The sequence below is a fragment of the Halobacillus faecis genome, assembly GCF_007991335.1.
Lineage (GTDB): Bacteria > Bacillota > Bacilli > Bacillales > Halobacillaceae > Halobacillus > Halobacillus faecis.
In genome coordinates, this window is record NZ_BJYD01000003.1 from 122,391 (window position 1) to 139,856 (window position 17,466).

Below are 17,466 nucleotides of genomic sequence, written 5' to 3' on the forward strand. Positions count from 1 at the left end.
TGTTTTTGTCTTATGATAAGAAAAGCTCCACCCTGTCATTTAGAAAATGATGGAAAATATAAATTTTATGAAACTTTTATGGGACCATTTACGTCATATATGAAGAAAGAGTTTAATATGGATTATAAGTGGAAATTGTTAAAGAAGATTAGGAACCTGGTTAATTTTTGTTAAAATGGACCAGTATCGTACTAGAGGAGGAACCATGATGCAATGGAGAATGAAGAACATGCCATTATTTATCATTGCGACATTGTTATTTGGTCTGAAAACGTATGTCGTTTATAGATTCATGTTCGACTTATCGATTGAGAATCCAATGCAAGAATTCATACTTTTATTTAATCCGATTGCCAGTGCCTATCTGATTTTTGCTATCAGTGTATGGATGAAACCTAAAAATCAAATGAAATATTTACGCTGGACGACATTGATCGGTTCATTGGTCTTATTCTTAAACCTGATTTTTTATAGGAATTTTACAGACTTTATTACCATCCCCGTGCTGTTTCAAGGAAACAATGCCGCAGACCTTACAGGAAGTTTTTTGACATTGCTTCATATGGAAGATATTTTCATCTTTGCCGATGTAGCGCTTGTGTGGTACTTGAGCCGCAAAAAGTTTGACCTTACTGTCAAGCTGCCAAAACGAGGGAAAATTGCGGCTACAGCAGTTACATTTTTGCTTCTGGCCGGGAATGTTGTGCTTGCAGAGATTGAACGCCCAATGCTTTTTGTACGGGCCTTTGACCGCGAATATCTGGTGAAGAATATTGGGATCTACAACTACCATCTATATGATGCAACGATGCAGACAAAAACGAAAGCTCAGCGTGTATTTGCAGATGGCAGTGAAATCAGTGAAATAGAAACCTATTTAAAAGAAAACTCTCCTGATCAAACAAATAAAGATTCGGAGTTATATGGAATTGCAGAGGATAAAAACGTCATTTTTGTAAGTGTCGAATCTTTCCAGAACTTTCTGTTCGATTCAGAGATCAATGGGATAGGAACGACACCATTCCTTAATGATTTGAAACAAAGTAAAGATACCATTACTTTTGAAAACTTCTACCATCAAACAGCACAAGGAAAAACATCGGATTCGGAGTTCATTGTTGAGAATTCCCTTTATCCGTTGGGAAGAGGTTCTGTGTATTTCACACATGCAGGGAACGAATACAATGCTTTGCCTGAAATATTGAATGAAGAAGGTTACGAAACATCCGTTTTTCATGCCAACAATGCAAGCTTTTGGAATAGGGACGTCATGTACGACAATGTAGGGTACGACCAGTTCTATGATGAGAAATCATACGAAGTTACCCCTGAAAACTCTTTTGGTTGGGGTCTGGAAGACAAAGCATTTTTTGAGCAATCCGTTAAATATTTGCAATCACAGGAAAAACCGTTCTACAGTAAATTCATAACTTTGACTCACCATTTCCCGTTTGAACTCCCTGAAGAAAAAGCAAATATTGATAAATACGACTCTAATTCTAAAACATTGAATTCTTATTTCCAAACCGCTCGTTATACGGATGAAGCATTGGAGCAGTTCTTTCAGCAGTTGAAAGATGCCGGTATATATGAAGATTCCATTATCGTTCTAATGGGTGACCATTATGGAATTAGTGATTTCCACAATAAAGCTATGGGACAATTCTTAGGAAAAGATGTGGATCCTTACGTACAAACACAACTGCAGAGAGTTCCTTTTATGATCCACATACCAGGATACGAAAATGGCGGAGTACAGGATAAAGTTGTCGGTCAAATCGATGTCAAACCGACATTGCTCCATCTCCTTGGCATTGAAGAGAATGGAGATTTAACCTTCGGCGATAATATGTTTGCTGAAAAGAATAAAGACTTCGTTGCTCTAAGAGACGGCAGCTTCATTACTGAAGATTATTTGTATTCAAATGAAACATGTTATGATCGCTCTACAGGAGAACCACTTCCTGAAGAGAATGCAGAAGCCTGCCAGCCCATTAAAGAAGAAGTGAGTAAAGAAATGAATTACTCAGATAATATCATTTATGGTGACTTGTTCAGGTTCTACGATTTTAACCAAACAGGAAAATAAAGAAAGGCCGCTAGGAGACCATCTTAGCGGCTTTTTTGGTGTGAGATTGAAAAGTGAATGGTTTGGCAAGCGGCATTAGAAGTTCAAATCATCTCGTACTTAGAAATCTGAAAAAACTGGTAAGCTTTACAGGGGAAAATATTAAAATCCCTTACCAGCTTTTACTGCGCTATTCACATAAATTCATACATATAAGGGTAATGATATTTACAAACAACGTTTTATGGAGAGTGGGAAAAGTATGTTTCGTTTTGAGCATGTGTACCAAGGGGTTCTACAAGATATTAATTTTACAATTGAAAAGCAGGATAAAGTCATTCTCTTCGGCCCTTCAGGCGCCGGCAAGAGTACATTATTATTCTTATTGAATCGGCTGAATGACCCGGAGAAGGGGGACATTTTTTTTAACGGGAAACCGATTGAGGAGCATTCAATCACTGCTCTGAGAAAACAAGTGGGTCTCGTCCTCCAGGCACCTAATTTATTTCCGGGAACCGTGTTGGATAACATTAAATACGGCCCATCCTTGTTTGGTGAATGGGAAGACCATCAAGGGAAAAAATTATTGGATTACGTTCAACTTCCTTCCGACTATTTAGAAAGAGACGTAGATCAGCTCTCGGGGGGAGAGAGACAACGGGTATCCTTAGCGAGGACATTGGCCAATTCACCTGAAGTTTTATTACTCGATGAGCCGACCAGTGCTTTGGATTATCGTACGGCAGAAGAAATTGAAGAGGTACTGGAGTGCTTGATGGAAGAACATCAGCTCACTATGCTCATGGTTACTCATAACTTGAATCAAGCACGTAGACTTGGTACCCGTGGGTTGTTTATTAGTGATGGGAAAATTGTAGAAGACGGAAAGATACCAGATATGTTTGATCAGCCGAAGACAGAAGAACTTGCGAAGTTTTTAGAGCAGTAGGGAGGAAGAAGGTTTGGAACCAGAAATATCGAATCAGTCGTTATTCTTTTTAATTATATTCGTCATTGTTCCTTTAGCTTTGTCTTATTATTATCAGCTTGGTGTAAGCAAAAATGTTATTTGGTCCACGGTAAGAGGAACGGTCCAATTGTTTGCCATCGGGTACATATTAACATTCCTTTTTGATCTACCCGCCCGTTATGGGATTCCTTTTATGTTGACAGTCATGATTATCATTGCGACTTTTCATGCCAGGCAAAAAGGGAAGGACTTGCCTTATGTTGGGTTTATACTTTTTGGAGGACTTTTAGCTATAGAGGTTGGGGTACTAAGTTTGTGGCTCTTGTTTGACATGATTCAGTTTAGACCTTCTGAGGTCATCCCCATGAGTGGCATGGTCATTGGTAATAGTATGACTGCTATGGGGCTGGCTCTTGAACGGATGAAGACTGAGTTCAAAGAAAACAACGGACGGTTGCTCGCTTCCTTATCCTTAGGGGCAGAACCGAAACAGGCCTCTCACCTGATCGTTCAAAATACGTTGCATGCTTCTTTGATACCAAACGTCGACAGGCTGAAAACCATCGGCCTTGTTCAGCTTCCGGGAATGATGACTGGTTTGATACTTGGCGGTGTCTCCCCAGTTATGGCGATCAAGTATCAGTTAGTCATCTCTCTCAGTATTTTTTCTTCCGTTTCATTAAGTGCTATGTTCATCACATTATGTATGTACAGGTACTTTTTCAACAAAAACAAGCAGTTGTTGCAAACGGACGAAGAGATTAGAAGTTCTCGTTCATAATAGGAGCCGAGTAAAAAAAGCAAGCAGACCTAATAGGTCTGCTTGCTTTCACTGTTTAACCGAATAAGTTGTACCAGATGGTCATGACTGAGAACCATCCGAAAATCAATGCTGATGCACCTGCAAAAAGAACAGCAAAGAAGTTTTTTGTTTTAAGTTCACGGAAAATTGCCCAAACACATAGGATTGTTACGAGTAAAAGAAGAATAGCTGTTACCAAATTCAGCACCCCCTAAGTCTCTTTTCATTATTATCATCCATAAAGGATAGATGTTATACTATATGTAGTTATTATTGGTACTTATCTATTCTATAGTATAAACAAAAAATTGTCGAGTTATCTACATCTTTTTTACCTATTGCACGATTAAGTTTGTAATTTGATAAGGAAATAAATAAATGAGGTGTAAAGAATGAAGAAAATAACCAGGTTACCGCTCGGTCCGATAGCGACGAATGCTTATGTCATCCATGAAGATCACAAAGCGCTGGTCATCGATCCGGGTGGGGATTTTGAAAAGTTACAGAACTACTTAAAGGAAAGAAAACTTGAGGTCATTGCTGTGCTGCTAACCCATGCACACTTCGATCACATTGGAGCTGTTGACGCAGTAAGAGATGCCTATGACGCTCCAGTGTACATACATGAAAAAGAAGCGGAATGGTTGGGGGACCCCGAAAAGAACGGCTCTGCATTATTCGGTTTAGGTGAAATTATTGCCAGGCCAGCCGATCACTACTTTGAAACAGGTCAAATGCAAATTGGAGACTTCCCATTTGAAGTTCGTCATACTCCGGGACATTCTCCGGGAAGTGTTTCCTTTGTCTTTAGGAACCAGCGTCTGACGATCGCTGGAGACACTTTGTTTCAAAGAGGTATCGGACGTACTGACCTGCCTGGTGGCAGCCGCGAAGAGCTTGAGAAAAGCATTAGGGAACAGCTCTTCTCATTACGTAATGATATGCGTATCTTTCCGGGGCATGGTCAGCCGACCACAATAGGCGAAGAGCGGGAAGAGAACCCTTTCCTTAATTAATGGGGCTCTTACAAATGAAAAACGCTAAAAAAAGAACCTGTCACCCTTATGAAGGGTGACAGGTTCTTTTTTAGTGTCCGCCAAATCCTGGTACTAAGATAAAGGAACAATAATACGTGAATCCAATCATGAAGACTGTCAAGTATGAGAAGAATATGTACACATACATACGTTCTGACAGCTTAAGGTAACCAATAGTAAGGAAAAAAGCCGTTTGAACTAGTGATAATAAGGAAGCTTCCATCATATCGCCTGTATAGAACATGACAGCGAAGATACCTGTCCAAAAGGCCAGTACTCGAAACATTCGATCCATGCTTTTTCCCCCTCCTTTTCTATCGTTAAACTATCATTCATATTATAAACGACCCGGATACAATTGTAAATAAAACGTATTCATCTTTCATTCCTCAGTATTTGTATTCCCACATGTCCTTATTCCTTAACCTTTCAAGTTGTGAAAATTATTTGTCTAATGATAAAAAGGAGTTTAAAATATTGTACAAAGGTTATACAATCAATATACAATAAAGTTATACAAAAAAAGCGAGGAGCGTTAAACATGGAAAAGTTAAAATTCTACACATACCCAAGTTGTACATCCTGTCGGCGTACGAAATCATGGTTAAAGAGTCAAGGGGTGGATTTTAACGAACAGCACCTGTTTCGTGAGACTCCTACCGCTGATGAATTAAGAAGGATCCTATCACTGACCACCCACGGAATAGATGAAATATTAGCGAAAAGAAGTAAAGAATTTAAAACGCTTGACCTTGATGTAGAAGACTTGACATTGAATGAATTTCTAGAGTTGGTTATCGAGAAGCCTAAGCTGTTAAGACGTCCGATTCTGACAAATGGAGACAAATTAGTTATCGGTTATGATTTGGATGGACTTCGCGGGATCACTGATAAACGGATGGAATATAAACAAAACATTTCTTGAAGAATCGTCCCTCTTAAGAGGGGCGATTTTTTTAAGGGGTGTGGAAAGTTCTAACTTGAGAACGATGATCGCCTACTACTATATCCGAGAGGCATACCCACTGAGTTTCTTCCCGTGTGCATTCTGTTGTGCTTTCACCATCAGGTGTAGAATAGGCAGTAGAGTATTGTATTTGATTTATTGAAACGGTCTCTAATGCTGTATCCAATCTCATTCGTGAAAAGTCTAGGATGTGTTGTTTTACAACAGAAGATTGATGACTACTGACTAGAAGAAGGTGGTTTTTATACTGATTGATGGTTGTAAATGTGACAATGAGTAGTAAAAAGCAAATGATAAGCACCCAGGGGAAGATCACCCCGTGGGCATTATGGAAGATGGATTTTTCTCGTGTAGTGTTGGTCATGAATTTCTACCTCCATAAGAATTGAAGGAGATTTATATTCAAACGAAATGGCTTCTATATTTTGAATAAGTGTTTCATGCCCCGATCCGTCAACGGTTCGCCTGAATGTACCCTCATATTTCTCCATGACGATATGTCGATCTTGTTTATCAATGATGGAGAGGGAATGATCTAAGACGGTATAGGAACGGCCCTGGTTTATTTCCCATTGGATGACCGCGCTCAACTGATCAATGGATAACTCGGAGTAATAGTCATTTCCTTTCATTAAAGTGAATAAGGGGACGGAGATCGTAAATAGGATCAAAGTCGTCATGAGGGTGATCAATACTTCCGCTAAAGTGAATGCTCTTTCACTTGACCTATTCCCGTTTATCATGCAAACAGAACTCCTTGTTTTCTTTTCTCTGGTTTTTCCACGACACACAGCCTCTTATCCATTCTTCTTCTTGTGTGATGACTAGAGTAATTTCATGTGTCCATTGATGTTTGGATGTATAAGGAAGTGGACCATTTCTCATCCTGTGTTCGAAGAATTCATTTTGAATCAATTTAGTGGCTTCTCTTTCTATTTGAAGGTCTTTCTGCGCGATCCTTAATTCAGTGAGCAAAGGAAGCGTAAATAATGTGATGACCATCAGAAGGATAAAAGCACTTAGGGTCTCAAGCATCGTGAAACCCTCAGATTTCTTCAATACGTAACCTGCTTGATCCGAAAGGGAGAATGATTTTATACGTTTTATTTGGAGTGTACAGGTACATCGTTCCTGCTCTTTGGATCATTCCCTTTTGATTGAATCGCACCGTTGGGTGTAGAGTAGTCAAACGGACCACCCAATGATCAGGGAAATCCCTGGTGAAAATTGGTTTTCTTTCTTTAGCGTCATATAGAATATATCCTCCTGATTCTTGGTCGAAATTTAATGAATAGTAAACATGTTCATTCATGGAAAGGTGTTGTGTAAGGAGAAGGTCTTCCTTTAATTGTTGAAGGGTCATGTTGGCTTCAAGTTCCTGGTAGGTACGGTACTGCAGTGGAATAAAACAGGAAAGGAGAATGGACCAGCATAATAAAACGATAACTATTTCTGTAAACGTGTACCCGTTATGTTCCTTCTGCTTGGACTTGTTCACTTACTTTTCCTTCTGCACTTATGACCAACTTCGTACCGTCTGGACATGTGTCCTGAGATACATAACCTTCATCCACCAATGTTTGCATAGAGGCCGGGAATCCCCCTGTTTCAATAAAGTACGCCTGAGCTTGAGCCTCTACAGTTTTTTGTAGTGCTTCACACCCTTTTGATTTCACAGAATCACTGTTCTTAGACAAGTTGGGGATTGTGATGATCAGTAGCACAGAGATGACAAGCAAAACGATAAGCATCTCAATTAACGTAAACCCTTTTTCGTTTTTTATCACGACGGTTCCTCCTCGTTTAAATTTGGTTCATCCATTGATATAGAGGCAGCATGATGGATGCGTAAATCAAAATGATAACCGTGGCGATGATGATGAAGAAAGCAGGTTGAATGACATGGAGCCATGTGGTTATTTTTTGATTGAGGTATTCCATGAAGAATTCGGTAAGAAGTTCAAGTTCATCCTTCAATGCTTCTATGTCGTTGGTATGGTGGAATATATTGGTGAGTTCCGGTCTAAATAACGGGCAGCTGTAGACGGCCTGAGCAAAAGTTTTGCCGTTGGAGAGTTCATGTAGTAATTCCTTACAGTAATGAGAGAGCAATTCGTACTTTTTGTGGCTTTGGATCATCTCAATCGCATTCTTAAGTGGAAGGCCTGCCTGAAGTAAAGAGTGGAGGTGAGTGGTAAAAAGCAAAGAGACGGAATAGGAGTGGTACAACTTTAGGAGAGAGACTCTTTCATATAAGGACAGCTTTTTTTTTAATGTCATACGCGGTAAGATAATCACAATACCTATAAGCAGGAGTCCGGTCAGAAGGACGAGGATGGCTATCCCATTCATGGCGTGCATAATGATGATCATCAGGCGGAATGTTCCGCCTTTCTCACCTTCAAACAGATGTAAGAAACTTGGAATCACGGTCCTTTGTAGGATTGTGAAGGCAATGATGAGGAAGACAAATAAAAAAACGGGGTAGCGTATAATCTTTAAAAATTTCTCTTTGTAATCTTTCTTTAACTGCAACATATCTCTACACTGTTGAAAACTTCTGGACAAGTTATGATGTACCTGACTGAAGTAGAGGAAGTTGGTAACGGAAAGGGAGAAGCGGGCTTTAATGAAAGCTTCATGGATGGGATGTCCGGCGCTGAGGTGCTGTGTCAATACGTCACATGTGAATTTCAGTTTTGTATCCCACCCTGTCATTTGAAGAGCATCAAGAAGCGGATAGCCCTTGTTCAAAATATGACTGCATCTTTTGAAAAACAAAATTTGCTGAGTGATAGGTAGAGGCGGTTCACGAAAACGAGTCCATTTCATCTTTGGCAACGAAGCCAAGTGCATAGGCTTTCCTCCTCAATTGACTGAACGATTGGAAATTCTGCGGGTGGTTGGTCTGCCCATCAATGGCTCTTTTTAATTGGTTTCCTTCCAATAGTTCGAGAATAGCTGCTCTCTTTGGTAAATGCTTGGCTCCCTCGAGAGAAACAAGCTGTTGGGAGGCGATAGCGATCATGGTTTGATCGATATCGGTTTGTTTGATACTCATTTCTTTAAGACGGTGAATGGTCCCATGGGAATCACGGGCGTGGATGGTACTGATGACGAGGTGGCCGCTTAGTGCAGCACGAAATGCGAATTGTGCCGTTGATTTGTCCCGAATTTCCCCGACCATTAAGAGATCCGGGTCATGTCTTAAGGCTGCCTTTAATCCGGTATCATAAGTCACACCTGCACGCTCATTTACTTGTACTTGAATGATGTTGTTTAAACTCTTCTCGATGGGGTCTTCGAGAGTAATGGCTTGAAAAGAACTGGTGGAGTTTAGAGATTGGAGCAGGGCATAAAGGGTGGTGGTTTTTCCACTTCCCGTCGGTCCGGTGAAGAGGATCATGCCACTTCGGTGATGCAACCAACGCCGGATTTTACTCAATTGGTAAGGAAAAAGGAAAAGTTGTTCAAGCGGGGTGTGATCCATCGGTCTTAGAATTCGTATAGCCAAACTTTCCGTGCCGGTTATGGGGAGCGTGGATAGGCGTAGGTCAAACGTGCTCTGGTTCGAGCGGTGCTGAAGGGTTCCATTCTGAGGCCGTTTGTGTTCTCCTATATCCATTCCTGAAGTGAACTTGAAGTAGGAAAGAAGCTTCTTGTATAGGGGAATTGGAGTGGTCGAGTGGAAAATCCGGTTGCCGTGAATGCGAAAGTGGATGGACGCTGTTTCTTCATAGGGGGAAAAGTGGATGTCCGTAGCGGTTTGCTGGATAGCGGAAACGAGAAGGTCATGGGCATAGTGAGCGATGGATTTCAATCATTTACCACCTCTTTCGTTAATATTTGGTCTTTTATAGTATTCGACATAAAGGGCTTAATTCCTGCATTGAATTTTTAAGGGGGAGAATTATAGTGATTTTCTTAATAGGATTTATGGGAAGTGGCAAGTCTACAATAGCCAAAATGGTCAGTGAAAAAACGAATGATCCATACATAGAAATGGACCAGGCCATAGAAGAAGATGAAGGTATGAAGATCAGAGATATGTTTGCTTTAAAAGGAGAAGAGTACTTCCGTGATAAAGAAACAGAATTCTTGAGGAACTTAAAGCATGATGTCGTCCTGTCTACGGGGGGAGGAGTCATCCTCCGGGAAGAGAATCGAGTGCTGATGGAAGAGGGTACCGTAGTATATTTAAAAGCAGAATGGGCGACGATTGTGGAAAGGCTGACTGGTGACACCGACAGACCGTTGTGGAAAGGCGATAACACGGAGAAGAAAAAACGGTTTGATGAACGTCTGCGTCTATATGAAGAAGCGGCAGATGTAGTCATTAATGTGGATGGGAAAACTCCTGAGGAGATCAGTGAAGAAGTGATCGAATGTCTAAAATAGAAGGGTTTTGAGCATACTAAAGGCAACAATGGAAAAAGAGGGGTTCTCATGAATCAGAATGATTATGTAAAGTTTTTGACAGAAGAAGTTGTCAAGTATATGCACATGTCTAAGGATGAGAAACAGCAACGAAAAGAATCCAAGCCCTCAAAGAAATCTTCCTTTTACTGGTTCGGATTGCTTCCTTTCGCTTTGAAAATGTTCAAAAGGAAACGAATTAACAATCATTGAAAGTATAAGAAAAGCCGCTGAAAGTGTTAGCGGCTTTTTTTCGTCTTTTCAGAAAGCAGTCAGTTTAAATGTTTGCGCCTTCATTGTTCAACCAAGATTTGCTGGTTTCCTGGGAAATGTAAAATAATCCCCCATTAATAACTTCCATTTCTATATAGGGCTTGTACCGATTGTCGAGCTGTTCTCTTTCTTTCGTGAACGAATCCAAACCGATGTCTTCAGACTCATAAAAAGATTCCAACAAGTGGGTTTCTTTTTCAAGATGATGGAGAGAGTCCTTTGCCCATTGATGGTCGAGCGAACCTACATAGGTTTCAATATGGCGTTCCATGCGTTTATAAGCATGAGATAAAGAAATGAGAGGCCTCATAGGAAATGTGTAGTCTGAAACGGTTGTTTCAAAATTCATGTCCATCATTTTGTCCATCATTCCAAGCATCATGGTCCCGTGGATGAGGTTGATCCCTATAGAAACGGGTTCGTCCTTGGTATGTTTCCCACGGTAATGCAGAAGACCATTTACGACCAGCCAGGGGCTCATGGCTCGGTTTTGCCCAGTTGTTTGATGGACCACTTCATAAAGTCTAGCTGTCCGTGCTTTTGAAATCGCTGTATTGTATAAACGGTGAAGTTTAGGTGTTCCTGCATGAAGGTAAATGCCGCCTGCCTGTTTCTCATCCGTATCGCTGAAGGTCAGCTTCATAGGGGTGCCTTCTCGATTCATTTTCTTCATGTAATGCCAGTAGAAAGGCCGGTTCATGATTTCCTCATCCATCTCGTTTGTAAGTTGTACAGTGAAATGGGAAGGAGCATCGTTTATGATCGAACAACCATGGGATATAAAGAACTGCTTGACGAATGATTTGTATGGGTTTGGAGCGTTCAACTCGATTCTCTCCTTTCATTCACCGTATGTTCGACATAACTGACCAAATTGTCGAGCTTAATGTCGATCTCTCCTTGACTTTCCGATTGTTTGAGAATGGACTGGATTTGATGCTCGAATGAACCACCTGGGATTTGCTCAAGGATATGATCGAGGTCACCGACCGCATTTTTAAACATTTCGATTTTCTCGTACAGCATCTTCATGATATGATCTTCAATCGTATCTTTGATTGCAAAGTTAAAAATCTTAACATCGTGCTCCTGTCCGAAGCGGTGAATGCGTCCGATTCTTTGTTCAAGACGCATCGGGTTCCATGGAAGATCGTAGTTGATCATGTGATGGCAGAATTGAAGGTTGATTCCTTCTCCCCCTGCTTCTGTCGCCACCATCACTTGGGCTTTGTTCTTAAACAATTGTTTCATCCAGTCCCGTTTACTTTTATTAAATTTTCCGCTGAATGGTACAGAGGTGATTCCGTTCTGCTGAAGATACCACTGTAAATAAAATTGGGTCGCTCGGTATTCTGTAAATACAATGAATTTTTCGCCCGTTTTCTCTATGAGTTCCGTCATCCGTTTTGCCTTCACATGATGAGGAACCTGTCCGATGGCTTCTATATATTCATCATAGATGGAAGCTTTTTCCTCAGAGGCATTCTTCTTCAACTGGTTCAGGGACATATAACAAGCTTCTCTCGATGAACATAATTCTTTTGCAAGCGTCAGCCAAGTAAAAGATGGGTGATTTGCTTTTAATTGTTCTAGTTTTTTGTACATCTCCATTTCTTCATCCGAAAACGAGAGTCGCTCATTAACGACTTTGCGCTTGGAAGAGTCAAGGCCGGTGTCTTTTCTCCGGTTCCGGATCATTAAATGTCCGACGAGGGAATGGATGTGTTGGATATTATCCTTATCATCAGCATTCTCTTTATACTTTTTCTTAAAATCAGTCAAGTTCCCGAGGTAACCGGGTTTAAGAATGGATACTAAATTAAATAAATCACTCAATTTATTTTGGATGGGCGTGGCTGTTAATAAAAGGCAATAAGTTTTCTTCAAGGATTGTACGAATTGATAATTTTTCGTTTGATGGTTCTTTAGTTTATGTGCTTCATCAATAATAATAAGATCATAGTCGATATCCAAAATGATTTCTCTATGGTTATCTCGTTTAGCCATGTCTATGGAAGTAACGGTCACATCCCATTCATTCCAGGAGGCGTTTTTCTTTCTTGGGGAGGCAGCCTGGATATAAAATTTTTCATTTAACTCCTGGATCCATTGGTTTACCAGTGAGGCCGGGGTCAAGATAAGGACTTTTTTTGCTCTTCCCCTTATCATATATTCTTTTAATATCAGCCCTGCTTCCAAGGTCTTTCCTAGTCCCACTTCATCAGCTAGTATGGCACGTCCATTCATCTGATGGACCGCGGTTTCTGCGGCTTCAATCTGGTGTTCCATAAAATCTACATGAGGAAGGTGTTCGAGAGCAAGAAGGCCATCGAATTTAGGTACAGTTTGAAATTGAGCTGCTTGATATGCAAGCTTAAAACCATCCCAAGTTGTGAGTTTTTCGGGATGCTCCAGGTTCTCGCTCAATAATCCAATAAATGACTGGTCTGAGTGAATTTCGATCATAGTAGTAGCCCTCCATCAATAGGAATGATAAAAGATTGCGAATTATTGTAGAATTATCATGTCTTTTGTGAAAGACGCGTGATATAATGATGCTGAAAATACACAAAACATTGTGTGAACGTTACACAATAGTATGCCCGGTAAAATCTAGAAAAATACGAAAGCGAATGACTGTAGAGGGAGAGACCACCACGTGGCGCCGAAGGAGCAAGCATTCATTTGTGAATCTCTCAGGCAAAAAGACCTCTATAGGACGCAACTCTGGAGAGTGTTTGCATTTTGTGTGCAAACCACCCAAGAAGCAAGCATCAGGTCTTCCTGTTGTGAAACTTTCTGGTGAAACGGACAGAGACTCCCGTGCAAGCGGCGGAGTCTCTTTTTTTATGGGCGAAATCAGGAACAAGGAGTGGTTCTAATGGCAGATTTGAAACGAACACCGCTATACTCTGAATACAAGAAACTCGGCGCGAAAACCATTGATTTTGGTGGATGGGATTTACCTGTACAGTTCTCCAGTATCAAAGAGGAACACCAGGCTACACGAACAGCCGCAGGGTTGTTTGATGTCTCTCACATGGCAGAAGTGATGGTGGAAGGACCGGATAGTCTTCCATTCCTGCAAAAAATGCTGACAAATGACGTGTCAAAGCTGGAACCAGGGAAAGCTCAATACACGATCATGTGCTATGAAGATGGAGGAACGGTTGATGATTTAATTGTCTACCACCTTGCTCAAGATCAATACCTCCTTGTCGTTAATGCAGCGAACCGACATAAGGACTATGAATGGTTGAAAGAGCATCAAGAAGGCGATGTAACGGTGGAAGATGTCTCTGATGAATATGTACAGCTGGCAGTCCAGGGACCGAAAGCGGAAGAAGCGCTTCAAACCATCACGGAAACGGACCTTTCGGCTATTAAATTTTTTCGGTTTGAACAAGGCGTAACATTGAAGGGCGTCGATGGAGAGGCTCTTGTATCCCGCACAGGATATACAGGGGAAGACGGCTTTGAAATTTATTTGCATGCAGAATCCGGCGCCCAGCTTTGGCAAGCCATCCTTGAGGCTGGTGAACCGTTTGGCTTGAAACCAGTTGGACTCGGAGCTCGTGACACGCTGCGATTTGAAGCGAACCTTGCCCTGTATGGCCAGGAGCTTAGCAAAGAAATTACTCCGATTGAAGCAGGATTGAATTTTGCCGTGAAAGTGAATAAAGAATCAGACTTTATTGGTAAAGAAGTTTTGAAAAGACAAAAAGAAGAGGGCCCCGGCCGAAAGCTCGTCGGTATTGAGATGATTGATAAAGGGATTCCTCGTACACATTACGATGTACTGAACGGAGAAGAAGTCATCGGATTCGTTACTACAGGGACACAGTCACCGACCCTTGGGAAAAACGTTGGCCTGGCACTAATTAATAGTGAATATACGGACGAGGGTACAGAAGTGACGGTTCAAGTGCGCAAGAGGAAGCTAAAGGCGAAAGTCGTCAAAACACCTTTTTATAAAAGATAATTTGAGGGGGATGGAAGCATGGAGTTTCGTTATTTGCCCATGACAGAAACAGATAAAAAAGAAATGCTGGATGTGATCGGTGTTCAGCACTCCGATGAACTTTTTTCTGATATACCGGAAACGATCCGTTTTAAAGGCGATTTGGATATTAAAGAACCAAAAAATGAATTTCAATTGATGAAAGAATTGACGGAAATCGCTGAGAGAAACGTCAATTTGAAATCTCATACCTCTTTTCTTGGAGCGGGTGTTTATGACCATTACATTCCTTCTATTGTAGATCATGTGATTTCAAGGTCAGAATTCTACACGGCTTATACTCCTTATCAGCCTGAAATTTCTCAAGGGGAACTTCAGGCAATCTTTGAATTCCAAACGATGATTTGTGAATTAACTGGGATGGATGTGGCGAACTCCTCTATGTATGATGGCGGAACGGCTTTAGCTGAAGCGGTCAACTTGTCTGCCGGCCAAACAAAGAAAAAGAAAGTGCTCGTATCGAAAGCCATTCACCCTGAATCATTAGCTGTTATCCATTCTTATGTCAAAGGTCCAGGTGTTGAAGTAATAGAGATTGACCACAAGAATGGTAGAACAGACCTTGAGCAATTAGAAAGAGAAATCGATGAGGACACAGCGAGTGTTGTTGTCCAGTACCCGAACTTTTTCGGTCAAATCGAACCCCTGGACCAGGTGAGAGCCATTGTGGATACACAGAAAAAAGCGATGATGATTACATCAAGCAACCCCCTAGCCTTAGGATACTTAACGCCTCCGGGTGAATTCGGAGCTGATATCGTTGTTGGTGATGCGCAAGTGTTCGGAATACCAGCACAATATGGTGGCCCGCATTGTGGATATTTTGCAACGACAAAGAAATTGATGAGAAAAGTACCAGGGAGACTCGTTGGACAGACGGTTGATGAGGAAGGACGTCGTGGCTTCGTGTTGACCCTGCAGGCAAGAGAGCAGCACATCCGTCGTGATAAAGCTACATCAAACATATGTTCCAATCAGGCTTTAAATGCTCTCGCTTCATCCGTAGCGATGTCTTCGCTTGGTAAACAAGGACTGAAAAAGATGTCCTGGATGAACATTCAGAAAGCTGCTTACATGAAGAAACAACTCGAGGAAAAAGGCATGGAGATCGTTTTTGATGGGGCATTTTTCAACGAAGTTGTTGTCAAATTCAACAAAGAAGTAAAAGAGGTCAACCACATGCTTCTTAATCAAGGGATCATTGGAGGATATGACCTTGGCGAGGTCGATGCAGGACTGAAGAACTGTATGTTAGTAGCCGTGACAGAAATCAGGACGAAAGAAGAAATCGATACGTTTGTAGAGAAAGTGGGGGATCTTCATGTCTAATCAGGATTTTCCTTTAATTTTTGAATTGAGCCAGGAAAGCCGAACGGGTTACAGTTTACCAGCGTTCGATGTGCCGGAAACGGATGTTGATGATGTGATCGGAGAAGCCTATGTCAGAAAAAGTGAACCGGATCTTCCGGAAGTAAGTGAACTACAAATTATGCGCCATTACACCGCTCTTTCTAAAAGAAATCATGGCGTGGACTCAGGATTTTACCCTCTTGGATCTTGTACAATGAAATACAACCCGAAAATGAATGAGGATGTAGCACGGCTGACTGGTTTCAGTCATATCCACCCTTACCAGCCGGTGGAAAGTGTCCAGGGCGCTCTGCATTTGATGTATGATTTGCAAGAATCCCTGGCAGCGATTACTGGAATGGATACCGTAACTCTACAGCCAGCTGCAGGTGCTCACGGCGAATGGACGGGATTGATGATGATCCGTGCATACCATGAAGCAAGAGGAGAAACGAACCGAACGAAAGTAATCGTCCCAGACTCGGCTCACGGTACAAACCCAGCTTCAGCAACAGTCGCAGGTTTTGAAGCGGTAACGGTTAAATCGGATGAGAGAGGTCTTGTGGATTTGGAAGACTTGAAACGTGTAGTCGATGAGCAAACGGCAGCTTTAATGCTCACGAACCCGAATACTCTCGGTTTGTTTGAAGAGGATATTGAAGAAATGGCAGCCATTGTACATGAAGCTGGTGGTAAGCTTTACTATGATGGAGCGAACCTTAATGCCATTCTTGGCTATGCACGCCCAGGCGACATGGGCTTTGATGTTGTACACTTGAACCTCCATAAGACGTTCACAGGTCCTCACGGAGGAGGAGGCCCAGGGTCAGGACCAGTGGGAGTAACCGCAGAATTCGCTGAATACTTACCAACACCGATTTTGACGAAGGAAAATGATTTGTATGTGTTTGATTATGATCGTCCTCAATCTATCGGAAGGGTGAAACCGTATTACGGAAACTTTGGAATCAATGTCCGTGCCTATACGTACATCCGGACGATGGGACCAGAAGGGTTGAAAAAAGTGAGTGAATACGCCGTCATTAATGCGAATTACATGATGAGACGTCTTCAAGAGGAATTCGATCTTCCGTTCGATCGTCATTGCAAACACGAATTCATTTTGTCAGGGAAGCGGCAGAAAAAACTCGGGGTGCGCACATTGGATATGGCGAAACGTCTCCTTGATTTCGGCTATCACCCGCCAACGATCTATTTCCCGATTAATGTGGAAGAAGCACTGATGATCGAACCGACAGAAACGGAATCAAAAGAAACGCTGGACGATTTCATTGATCGTATGATCCAAATCGCACACGAAGCGAAGAACGATCCTGAAAAAGTCCAGGAGGCTCCTCATACAACGATTGTGAGCCGTATGGATGAAACGCAGGCAGCACGTAAACCTGTCTTAAGATACCAAAAAGAACAATAACAAAAACCCGGCGTCCACCTATATATGGACGCCGGGTTTTATCTCTTAAACAATATGGCAGGATACTTGAAGACTCAGTTTCGAGACTTTTATTGGGTGGGTGGGGCTGCGGGGAATAGCTCGCTTT

General features: G+C 41.7%; 21 protein-coding genes and 2 riboswitches. Of the genes, 10 read left to right on the plus strand and 11 right to left on the minus strand.

All coding sequences use genetic code 11. The features are described 5' to 3' along the window. The first annotated feature begins 208 nt into the window (after positions 1-208). The 3 genes from HFA01_RS01695 to HFA01_RS01705 all read left to right on the plus strand — a co-directional run bounded on the left by HFA01_RS01695 (position 209) and on the right by HFA01_RS01705 (position 3,819). Complete coding sequence (locus HFA01_RS01695; protein ID WP_146812852.1) at positions 209-2,089, plus strand: LTA synthase family protein; 1,881 nt, start codon at positions 209-211, stop codon at positions 2,087-2,089. A 241-nt stretch (positions 2,090-2,330) separates the two neighbouring features. Next, positions 2,331-3,017, plus strand: coding sequence for an ABC transporter ATP-binding protein (locus tag HFA01_RS01700; RefSeq protein ID WP_146812853.1), 687 nt, complete (start codon positions 2,331-2,333; stop codon positions 3,015-3,017). A 13-nt stretch (positions 3,018-3,030) separates the two neighbouring features. Beyond that, entirely contained in the window at positions 3,031-3,819 is a 789-nt protein-coding gene (locus tag HFA01_RS01705) for an ABC transporter permease (protein ID WP_146812854.1), read from the plus strand. A gap of 55 nt (positions 3,820-3,874) precedes the next feature. Here the strand turns inward: HFA01_RS01705 and HFA01_RS01710 are convergent, their stop codons facing one another. Then, positions 3,875-4,039: a DUF2759 domain-containing protein gene (locus HFA01_RS01710; protein WP_089651730.1), complete on the minus strand. Its 165-nt coding sequence runs from the start codon at positions 4,037-4,039 to the stop codon at positions 3,875-3,877. 193 nt (positions 4,040-4,232) lie between these two features. Between HFA01_RS01710 and HFA01_RS01715 the strand changes: the two genes are divergently transcribed. Further along, complete coding sequence (locus HFA01_RS01715) at positions 4,233-4,856, plus strand: MBL fold metallo-hydrolase (RefSeq protein ID WP_146812855.1); 624 nt, start codon at positions 4,233-4,235, stop codon at positions 4,854-4,856. Between the two features lie 70 nt (positions 4,857-4,926). On the opposite strand, the gene HFA01_RS01720 is transcribed toward HFA01_RS01715, so the two are convergent. Then, positions 4,927-5,172, minus strand: a complete 246-nt coding sequence (locus tag HFA01_RS01720; protein ID WP_146812856.1) for a DUF2626 domain-containing protein — start codon at positions 5,170-5,172, stop codon at positions 4,927-4,929. Between the two features lie 246 nt (positions 5,173-5,418). On the opposite strand from HFA01_RS01720, the gene HFA01_RS01725 reads away from it, so the two are divergent. Further along, positions 5,419-5,802 carry a Spx/MgsR family RNA polymerase-binding regulatory protein gene (locus HFA01_RS01725; protein WP_146812857.1) on the plus strand — a complete coding sequence of 128 codons (384 nt, stop codon included), beginning with the start codon at positions 5,419-5,421 and terminating at the stop codon, positions 5,800-5,802. A 31-nt stretch (positions 5,803-5,833) separates the two neighbouring features. Here HFA01_RS01725 and HFA01_RS01730 read toward each other — a convergent pair whose 3' ends face one another. Genes HFA01_RS01730 through comGA form a run of 7 tightly spaced genes read right to left on the minus strand, consistent with a single transcriptional unit; the run spans position 5,834 to position 9,664 of the window. Continuing rightward, positions 5,834-6,208 carry a hypothetical protein gene (locus HFA01_RS01730; protein WP_146812858.1) on the minus strand — a complete coding sequence of 125 codons (375 nt, stop codon included), beginning with the start codon at positions 6,206-6,208 and terminating at the stop codon, positions 5,834-5,836. Beyond that, entirely contained in the window at positions 6,171-6,587 is a 417-nt protein-coding gene (locus tag HFA01_RS01735) for a ComGF family competence protein (protein ID WP_146812859.1), read from the minus strand. The genes HFA01_RS01730 and HFA01_RS01735 overlap by 38 nt, the downstream gene beginning before the upstream one ends. Continuing rightward, positions 6,571-6,903, minus strand: coding sequence for a type II secretion system protein (locus tag HFA01_RS01740; protein ID WP_146812860.1), 333 nt, complete (start codon positions 6,901-6,903; stop codon positions 6,571-6,573). The genes HFA01_RS01735 and HFA01_RS01740 overlap by 17 nt, the downstream gene beginning before the upstream one ends. Beyond that, positions 6,890-7,342 carry a competence type IV pilus minor pilin ComGD gene (gene comGD, locus HFA01_RS01745; protein ID WP_146812861.1) on the minus strand — a complete coding sequence of 151 codons (453 nt, stop codon included), beginning with the start codon at positions 7,340-7,342 and terminating at the stop codon, positions 6,890-6,892. The genes HFA01_RS01740 and comGD overlap by 14 nt, the downstream gene beginning before the upstream one ends. Continuing rightward, positions 7,314-7,628, minus strand: coding sequence for a competence type IV pilus major pilin ComGC (gene comGC, locus HFA01_RS01750; RefSeq protein ID WP_146812874.1), 315 nt, complete (start codon positions 7,626-7,628; stop codon positions 7,314-7,316). Before comGC ends, comGD begins: the two co-directional genes overlap by 29 nt. Before the next feature lie 19 nt (positions 7,629-7,647). Next, positions 7,648-8,700 (minus strand): type II secretion system F family protein, encoded by a 1,053-nt coding sequence (locus HFA01_RS01755; RefSeq protein WP_246139239.1) that lies wholly within the window; start codon positions 8,698-8,700, stop codon positions 7,648-7,650. After that, the gene (comGA, locus tag HFA01_RS01760) at positions 8,654-9,664 is read right to left on the minus strand and encodes a competence type IV pilus ATPase ComGA (RefSeq protein ID WP_146812862.1); all 1,011 of its coding nucleotides are present in this window, start codon (positions 9,662-9,664) and stop codon (positions 8,654-8,656) included. Before comGA ends, HFA01_RS01755 begins: the two co-directional genes overlap by 47 nt. Before the next feature lie 95 nt (positions 9,665-9,759). Here comGA and HFA01_RS01765 point away from each other — a divergent pair, with 95 nt between their 5' ends. Then, entirely contained in the window at positions 9,760-10,242 is a 483-nt protein-coding gene (locus tag HFA01_RS01765; protein WP_146812863.1) for a shikimate kinase, read from the plus strand. Positions 10,243-10,290: 48 nt separating this feature from the next. After that, positions 10,291-10,473, plus strand: a complete 183-nt coding sequence (locus HFA01_RS01770) for a YqzE family protein (protein WP_089651741.1) — start codon at positions 10,291-10,293, stop codon at positions 10,471-10,473. Between the two features lie 64 nt (positions 10,474-10,537). On the opposite strand, the gene HFA01_RS01775 is transcribed toward HFA01_RS01770, so the two are convergent. After that, the gene (locus HFA01_RS01775; RefSeq protein WP_146812864.1) at positions 10,538-11,359 is read right to left on the minus strand and encodes a YqhG family protein; all 822 of its coding nucleotides are present in this window, start codon (positions 11,357-11,359) and stop codon (positions 10,538-10,540) included. Next, positions 11,356-12,999, minus strand: a complete 1,644-nt coding sequence (locus tag HFA01_RS01780; protein WP_146812865.1) for an SNF2-related protein — start codon at positions 12,997-12,999, stop codon at positions 11,356-11,358. The genes HFA01_RS01775 and HFA01_RS01780 overlap by 4 nt, the downstream gene beginning before the upstream one ends. A gap of 167 nt (positions 13,000-13,166) precedes the next feature. Then, a riboswitch (glycine riboswitch) is annotated at positions 13,167-13,255 on the plus strand. A gap of 3 nt (positions 13,256-13,258) precedes the next feature. After that, a riboswitch (glycine riboswitch) is annotated at positions 13,259-13,350 on the plus strand. A gap of 64 nt (positions 13,351-13,414) precedes the next feature. Here HFA01_RS01780 and gcvT point away from each other — a divergent pair. From gcvT to gcvPB, 3 genes are read left to right on the plus strand one after another with little or no spacing between them, the layout of a single operon-like run. Beyond that, positions 13,415-14,515, plus strand: a complete 1,101-nt coding sequence (gene gcvT / locus HFA01_RS01785) for a glycine cleavage system aminomethyltransferase GcvT (RefSeq protein WP_146812866.1) — start codon at positions 13,415-13,417, stop codon at positions 14,513-14,515. 18 nt (positions 14,516-14,533) lie between these two features. Continuing rightward, the gene (gcvPA, locus tag HFA01_RS01790; protein WP_146812867.1) at positions 14,534-15,883 is read left to right on the plus strand and encodes an aminomethyl-transferring glycine dehydrogenase subunit GcvPA; all 1,350 of its coding nucleotides are present in this window, start codon (positions 14,534-14,536) and stop codon (positions 15,881-15,883) included. Then, entirely contained in the window at positions 15,876-17,339 is a 1,464-nt protein-coding gene (gene gcvPB, locus HFA01_RS01795) for an aminomethyl-transferring glycine dehydrogenase subunit GcvPB (protein WP_146812868.1), read from the plus strand. The genes gcvPA and gcvPB overlap by 8 nt, the downstream gene beginning before the upstream one ends. Positions 17,340-17,466: the final 127 nt, after the last annotated feature.